Genomic DNA, 6,894 nt, shown 5'->3' with positions numbered 1-6,894 from the left:
CCAATCTCAGCCATCACCCAAAAAACGGATATACACGCAAACCACCTTCCCCCGAGAAAGCACAAAGGGGACCCGAAGGTCCCCTTTAATTTGTCGTTGCGTGCTCTTTTTTTATTATTGAGGGGCGGTCTATTGTTGTTTTTGGCAACCGTGGCCCTTTACCGCTGTTTTTGGCGACCCCCATCCGGGGTCAAGAGCAAACGTATTTTTTTGAGCGCTGATCCGCTTCTTCGCACGCGATCCAACCAGTGGGTAGCTACCTTGAGGTAGTTTTTTGTTCTTCTCTATCCGGTTGCGGGTTTCGGCAAGCCGTACCCTGCGAAGCACATCTTCTCCAAAAAAATCTGTTAGCTGCGTCTCTGCCGTGTTGTTTTTGTTATGTCAGAGTCGTTACGTCTTATTTTTATTAGGTTTGGTGCTTTTTATTCTTGTTATGCAATAGAGATAGCAGAAGCCGTGCCAACTTTATAAAGTCCTTTAAAATCAATGCCTTGATTTTTTGGTGAGAAATTTCCTTCAGGAAATGCGACAAAATATGTTCCCGTGTTACCCGATGTGTAGCCGCGAGGTAACACATCGTCACAAGCGCACTACTCAACCGGCGCTGCGAGCCTTCGCCACGCGCGAACCGGTGGGGCGGCCGAGTACCGTACAAATCTGCTGACCCGCCAGAATCAGCTTGTCCATGTCGATACCGGTCTCGATGCCCAAGCCATTGAGCAGGTACAACACATCTTCAGTGGCAACGTTACCGCTGGCCCCCTTGGCATAGGGGCACCCGCCGAGGCCCGCAATAGAGCTGTCGAACACCTGGATACCTTCCTCAAGGCTGGCGTAGATATTGGCGATGGCCTGGCCATAGGTGTCATGGAAGTGCCCGGCCAGCTTGTCCCGTGGCACCTGCGCGCCGACCACCTCGAACATCCGGCGTGTTGCGCCTGCAGTGCCGGTGCCAATCGTGTCGCCCAGGGACACCTCATAGCAGCCCATGGCGAACAGCTCGCGAGCGACTGCCGCGACCTGTTCCGGCGCGACCTGACCTTCATAAGGGCAACCCAACACACACGACACATAACCCCGCACACTCACACCGTGCTGCCTGGCCGCGTCCATGATCGGCACGAAGCGTTCCAGGCTTTCGCTGATGGAGCAGTTGATATTGCGCTGGGAAAACGCCTCGGAAGCCGCCGCAAATACGGCCACTTCTTTTACGCCCGCCGCCAGTGCATCTTCAAAACCCCGCAGGTTTGGCGCCAGCGCGCCATAGGTCACGCCCGGCTTGCGCTGGATCTGCGCAAACACCTCGGCCGACCCGGCCATCTGCGGTACCCATTTGGGCGACACAAAACTGCCGACTTCGATGTAACCCAGGCCGGCGGCACTCAGGGCGTCCACCAATTGCACCTTGTCGGCGACGCTGATGGGTTGCGCTTCATTCTGCAGGCCGTCGCGGGGGCCCACTTCCACCAGGCGCACATGAGAGGGGAGGGACATGGCAGCTACCTTTTATGAATGGCCAACCTGGCCCTGAATGGTCTGTTCCAGCGCCTGGGTGCAACGCTCTTCGGCGGTGTCCAGTTCGAGCTTCATTTGTTCGATGTCGAGCAACTGTTGTTCCAGCTGCTCGCGGCGCTCGGCGATTTTCGCCAGCATGCTGTGCAGCTGTTTCTGGTTGCCGCTGGTAGGGTCGTAGAGTTCGATCAGTTCCCGGCACTCGGCCAGGGAAAAACCGATGCGCTTGCCCCGCAGGATCAGCTTCAGGCTGACCTTGTCGCGGGGCGAATAAATGCGCTCCTGGCCCCGGCGTTCCGGGGACAGCAGGCCTTGTTCTTCATAGAAGCGAATGGCGCGGGTGGTGATGTCGAGCTCGCGGGCGAGGTCGGAGATGCTGTAGGTCGTGCTCATGAGGGCGCTCAAGGAGTGTCTTGAGCGTTAAGCTAATGGCTGGTTGACGTTAACGTCAAGCTCGCTCCTACAGTTTGTCCAGCTTCTTCTCATGGGCCGTCACCTGCTGGCACAACTCGATCATCTGCTCGCGCATCCAGCGGTTGGCCGGATCCTGGTCGGTGCTTTCATGCCAGTACAGATGGGTTTCCACCATCGGCACATCATTCACCGGCAGGTTGAACCAGTGCAGTTCATGGCGCCGTGCGAAGCGCTCCGGCACGGTCATTACCATGTCGGTTTGCTGCAGCACCTGCGAGGCCATCAGGTAGTGCTGGGAGCGCAGGGCGATCTTGCGTTGCAGGCCCATCTTGCCCAGCGCCAGGTCGACATGGCCCAGGCCGTTGCGCCGGCTGGAGATATGAATGTGGGTCAGCGACAGGTAGTCATCCAGCGTCAGTTTGTCCTTGCCCGCCATCGGATGGCCCTTGCGCATGGCGCACACGTAGCGGTCTTCCATGAGCTTGACGTGGCGCACTTGCGGGTCGGTGTTGAGCGGCGCATCCACGGCAAAGTCCAGGCGACCGGCCGCCAGTTCCTTGGTGGTTTCCCGGCGCTTGGACAGGAAGCTCTCGATTACCACCGTAGGTGCCAGGCGGCGCAGACGCTGGAACAGCGGCGGCAGAATCACCGCTTCGGTGAGGTCGGTCATGCTGATGCGGTAGGTCTTGGCCGCCTGTTGCGGGTTGAAGATCCGGCTTTCCTGTACCGACACTCGCAGCAGCGACAGCGCGTTACGCACCGGGCCAATGATGTTCTGGGCCATGGGTGTGGGCACCATGCCTTGGGCTGTGCGCACGAACAGCGGGTCGTTGAAGGTCTCCCGCAGGCGGGCCAGAGCGTTCGACACCGCAGGTTGAGTAATCCCGACAATCTGCCCGGCGCGGGTCAGGTTGGCTTCGGTGTAGATCGCGTCAAAGACGATGAAGAGGTTGAGGTCGACCTTGCTCAGATTCATTTCGCTGCGCTCTTATTGTTAGGTGTCCATACGCCGATCATATATCGGTGATGAATGTTAATACACGCCGAGAATAGGCTAGGTAAATTATCAACGCTGTTCTAGCATCGATTCATGACCTCAACAACCTCCATTGAGAAGGTGCTGCCCATGGATTTCGCCTATTCGCCCAAGGTTCAGGAACTGCGTGAACGCGTCACCGCGTTTATGGACGCCTACGTTTATCCGGCCGAGCCTGTGTTCGAACGCCAGGTTGCCGAAGGTGACCGCTGGCAGCCCACCGCCATCATGGAAGAGTTGAAGCTCAAGGCTAAAGCCGAAGGCCTGTGGAACCTGTTCCTGCCGGAATCCGAATTGGGCGCCGGCCTCACCAACCTGGAATACGCACCCCTGGCCGAAATCATGGGCCGCTCCTTGCTGGGGCCGGAGCCGTTCAACTGCTCGGCACCGGATACCGGCAACATGGAAGTGCTGGTGCGCTACGCCAACGAAGAGCAAAAACAGCGCTGGCTCGAACCGCTGCTGCGCGGCGAAATCCGCTCGGCATTTGCCATGACCGAGCCGGACGTGGCTTCCTCCGACGCCACCAACATGGCCGCCCGTGCAGAGCGCGACGGCGACGAGTGGGTGATCAACGGTAAAAAATGGTGGACCTCCGGCGCCTGTGACCCGCGCTGCAAGATCCTGATCTTCATGGGCCTGAGCAACCCGGATGCGCCGCGTCACCAGCAGCACTCGATGATCCTGGTACCAGTGGATGCGCCCGGTGTGAAGATCGTGCGCCCGCTGCCGGTGTTCGGCTACGACGACGCACCCCATGGCCACGCCGAAGTGCTGTTTGAAAACGTCCGCGTGCCGTACGAAAACGTCCTGCTGGGCGAAGGCCGGGGCTTTGAAATTGCCCAGGGGCGCCTTGGCCCGGGCCGTATTCACCACTGCATGCGTTCCATCGGCATGGCCGAGCGCGCACTGGAACTGATGTGCAAGCGTTCCGTCAGCCGTACTGCCTTCGGCAAGCCGCTGGCCCGCCTGGGTGGCAATATCGACAAGATCGCCGACTCGCGGATGGAAATCGACATGGCGCGCCTGCTGACCCTGAAAGCTGCCTACATGATGGACACCGTGGGTAACAAGGTCGCGAAAAGCGAAATCGCCCAGATCAAGGTGGTGGCGCCGAACGTGGCGTTGAGGGTGATCGACCGCGCCATCCAGATCCACGGTGGCGCCGGCGTATCCAATGACTTCCCGCTGGCCTACATGTACGCCATGCAGCGCACCCTGCGCCTGGCCGATGGCCCGGACGAAGTGCACCGCGCAGCAATCGGCAAGTTCGAGATCGGTAAGTATGTGCCGCGGGAAATGATGCGCAGCGGGCAGTAAAACCGAGGTGTCTTCATCGCAGGCAAGCCAGCTCCCACAGGGGAATGCAGCCAACTGTGGGAGCCGGGCTTGCCGCGATGAGGCCAGTTGATCGTTCCCACGCTCTGCGTGGGAATGCTGCCCCGGACGCTCCGCGTCCTCAATACACCCAGACCTCCACCCGCCGGTTCTTGATCCGTCCCTCATCCGCCGTATTTGCCGCCACCGGCATCTCGGCACCGAACCCCTGAATGTCCCTCAGCACCACGCCGCTTTTAACCAGTTCCCGGCGCACCGCCATCGCCCGCAACTTCGACAATAGCGCCGCCCGTTGCGCATCACTCTTGGCATCCCCAAACCCCACCAGCGTCACCTGCTTATCCAGCTTGCCGTGGCTCTTTATATAAGCCACTACCCGCATCAGGTCCTGGCGCGCCTTGTTGTCGAGGCTGGCACTGCCTTCCTCAAACCGGAAATTCACCGTCAGGCGCTGCGCTTGTCGGGCAATCGCCTGGTAATCCCCGGGCATCGGCGCCCGTGGCTCCACCGCCATGGCCTGCACCTGCTGTGCGATAAAACCGTTGGCGGCGACGATCGCCTGGCCCTTGCTGCTTTGCGCAAAGTCCACCAGGGCCTTGGCCCAGGGGTTTTGTGCAACAGGTGGCAGGTAGAAGAACAACCGGCGTGACAGTGGGTAGTCCTCGGTGGCGATCAAACTGTTCAGCGGCAGCATCGGCTGCGAGTCGCCATCGACGATGGCCACCGCCTTGGCCTGGCGCACATAGGGCAATCCGATAAAACCGATGCCCTGGGGGTCATGGCTGACAGCATCCGACAACTGCTCGCTGGATTCGAAGCGCTTGGCGCTGCCATCCAACGACTTGCCGCGCCGGCTGAGCACCAGTTCCTTGAAGGTGTCATAGGTGCCGGATTGATCATCCCGCGCGTACAGGTGAATCTGGCCACCGATGCCGCCCAGTTGTTCCCAGGTCGAGACTTCGCCGCTGAAGATCTGCGCCAGTTGCGCGGTGTTCAGCGTCCCCAGCGGGTTGCGTGGGTTGAGGATGATCGCCAGCCCGTCAATGGCGATGACCTGTTCGGCGTCGGGGCTTTTCAGGTCGCCGAGGGCTTCGAGGTCCACCAGTTCGCTGTCCTTGATCGGCCGGGAAGACGCCGCGAGGTCGGCGCTGGCGTTTTTCAGGGCTGCGAACCCGGTGCTGGAGCCATGGGCCGCCACTTCCACCGTCACCTTCTGGCCCTGGCGAGTCTTGCCGACGATGTGCTGTTCGTTGGCCTGGTCAGATGGCTCGCTGTGCACCGCTTGCAGCCCCTGTTGCTCCATCAGCCCCTTGACCAGCGCCGGGCCAAGTGCCGCGCCGATGGTGTTGGAACCCTGGATACGCAAGGCCGGGCCATGTTCGGGGAAGGGCAGAGGGGTGGAAAAAGCGGCGAGGGGAAATGCGCTGAGCAGGGCCAGCAGGGATAGAACGCGCAGCATCATGCCGGCACCTTCTCAAGCCAAAGGGAGTGCCGCGAGATTAAGTCAGAGAGGTTTCAGCAATATGACCGGCATCACGCCGTCAAAAAGTGTGGGAGCGGGCTTGCTCGCGAATACGGTGTGTCAGTCGACGTATCCGGTGACTGACACACCGTATTCGCGAGCAAGCCCGCTCCCACATTTAACGGCGCTGCTGTTAAGAAGTCAGCTCAATTCCAGCCAGATCGGTGCATGATCGGAGGGTTTTTCCATGCCGCGCAGGTCGTAGTCCACACCGGCATCCTTTACCCGGGGCAACAAGCCCTGGGAAGCCAGGATCACGTCGATCCGCAGCCCGCGCTTTGGCTCGTCTTCAAAACCACGGCTGCGGTAATCGAACCAGCTGAAGCGGTCTGCCACATCCGGGTTGAGGTGGCGGAAGCTGTCCACCAGGCCCCAGTTCTTCAGGCGGGCCATCCACTCGCGTTCTTCCGGCAGGAAGCTGCACTTGCCGGTCTTCAGCCAGCGCTTGGCGTTGTCGGCACCGATGCCGATGTCGCAGTCTTCCGGGGAAATATTCACATCCCCCATTACCACCACGGCCTGTTCATTGCTGAACTGCGACTCCAGGAGGGTTTGCAGGTCCTCGTAGAAGCGCTGCTTGGCCGGGAACTTGGTGGGGTGGTCGCGGCTTTCGCCCTGTGGGAAATAGCCGTTCATGATGGTAATCGGGTTGCCGTTGGCGTCGGCGAAGGTGCCCCAGATAAACCGGCGCTGGGCGTCTTCTTCGTCACTGGCAAAGCCTTTGTGCAGCGCCAGCGGTTCCTGGCGCGAGAGCAGGGCAACACCGTAGTGGCCTTTCTGCCCGTGGTAATACACGTGATAGCCGAGGGCCTTGATCTCATCCAGCGGGAACTGGTCGTCGTGGACCTTGGTTTCCTGCAGGCCGATCACGTCCGGCTGATGTTTCTCGATCAGTGCCGCCAGCTGATGAGGGCGGGCGCGCAGCCCGTTGATATTGAAAGACACGATTTTCATGGTCGGCGGTCCAGTCTGGCAAAAGGGCGATGCTAGCCGACAATGTAGGACGGGAGCCAGCCTTGTAGCAGCTGCCGAGGCACAAGGCTGCGTTGGGCTACGAAGCGGCGTCCGGTGG

The 6,894-nt window shown here is 60.2% G+C and carries 6 protein-coding genes; 1 reads left to right on the top strand and 5 read right to left on the bottom strand.

Features of this window, described 5'->3' with window-relative positions; translation table 11 throughout:
* Window positions 1-594: 594 nt before the first annotated feature.
* The 3 genes from HX839_RS28085 to HX839_RS28075 form a co-directional block, all read right to left on the bottom strand.
* The gene (locus HX839_RS28085) at window positions 595-1,494 is read right to left on the bottom strand and encodes a hydroxymethylglutaryl-CoA lyase (protein WP_003211808.1); all 900 of its coding nucleotides are present in this window, start codon (window positions 1,492-1,494) and stop codon (window positions 595-597) included.
* Between the two features lie 12 nt (window positions 1,495-1,506).
* Complete coding sequence (locus HX839_RS28080; protein WP_003211806.1) at window positions 1,507-1,905, bottom strand: MerR family DNA-binding transcriptional regulator; 399 nt, start codon at window positions 1,903-1,905, stop codon at window positions 1,507-1,509.
* Between the two features lie 67 nt (window positions 1,906-1,972).
* Window positions 1,973-2,902: a LysR family transcriptional regulator gene (locus HX839_RS28075; protein WP_003211805.1), complete on the bottom strand. Its 930-nt coding sequence runs from the start codon at window positions 2,900-2,902 to the stop codon at window positions 1,973-1,975.
* Window positions 2,903-3,052: 150 nt separating this feature from the next.
* Between HX839_RS28075 and HX839_RS28070 the strand changes: the two genes are divergently transcribed.
* A complete protein-coding gene (locus HX839_RS28070; protein ID WP_003211803.1) occupies window positions 3,053-4,282 on the top strand; it encodes an acyl-CoA dehydrogenase in 1,230 nt (409 codons plus the stop codon).
* A gap of 139 nt (window positions 4,283-4,421) precedes the next feature.
* On the opposite strand, the gene HX839_RS28065 is transcribed toward HX839_RS28070, so the two are convergent.
* Window positions 4,422-5,762, bottom strand: coding sequence for a substrate-binding domain-containing protein (locus HX839_RS28065; RefSeq protein ID WP_003211801.1), 1,341 nt, complete (start codon window positions 5,760-5,762; stop codon window positions 4,422-4,424).
* Window positions 5,763-5,963: 201 nt separating this feature from the next.
* On the bottom strand, window positions 5,964-6,776 hold the full coding sequence (xthA, locus tag HX839_RS28060) for an exodeoxyribonuclease III (protein ID WP_102369515.1): 813 nt from the start codon (window positions 6,774-6,776) through the stop codon (window positions 5,964-5,966).
* Between the last annotated feature and the right edge of the window lie 118 nt (window positions 6,777-6,894).

Origin of the sequence: Pseudomonas sp. I8001, from assembly GCF_013385345.1 — a bacterium.
GTDB lineage: Bacteria > Pseudomonadota > Gammaproteobacteria > Pseudomonadales > Pseudomonadaceae > Aquipseudomonas.
Note: the sequence above shows the minus strand (reverse complement) of the source record. Positions and strands in the feature narration are given on the sequence as shown.

Bases quoted from the DNA above. Each gene is read 5' to 3' on its own strand.
- HX839_RS28085 (WP_003211808.1), bottom strand. From the start codon at position 1,494: ATGTCCCTCCCCTCTCATGTGCGCCTGGTGGAAGTGGGCCCCCGCGAC.
- HX839_RS28080 (WP_003211806.1), bottom strand. From the start codon at position 1,905: ATGAGCACGACCTACAGCATCTCCGACCTCGCCCGCGAGCTCGACATC.
- HX839_RS28075 (WP_003211805.1), bottom strand. From the start codon at position 2,902: ATGAATCTGAGCAAGGTCGACCTCAACCTCTTCATCGTCTTTGACGCG.
- HX839_RS28070 (WP_003211803.1), top strand. From the start codon at position 3,053: ATGGATTTCGCCTATTCGCCCAAGGTTCAGGAACTGCGTGAACGCGTC.
- HX839_RS28065 (WP_003211801.1), bottom strand. From the start codon at position 5,762: ATGATGCTGCGCGTTCTATCCCTGCTGGCCCTGCTCAGCGCATTTCCC.
- xthA (WP_102369515.1), bottom strand. From the start codon at position 6,776: ATGAAAATCGTGTCTTTCAATATCAACGGGCTGCGCGCCCGCCCTCAT.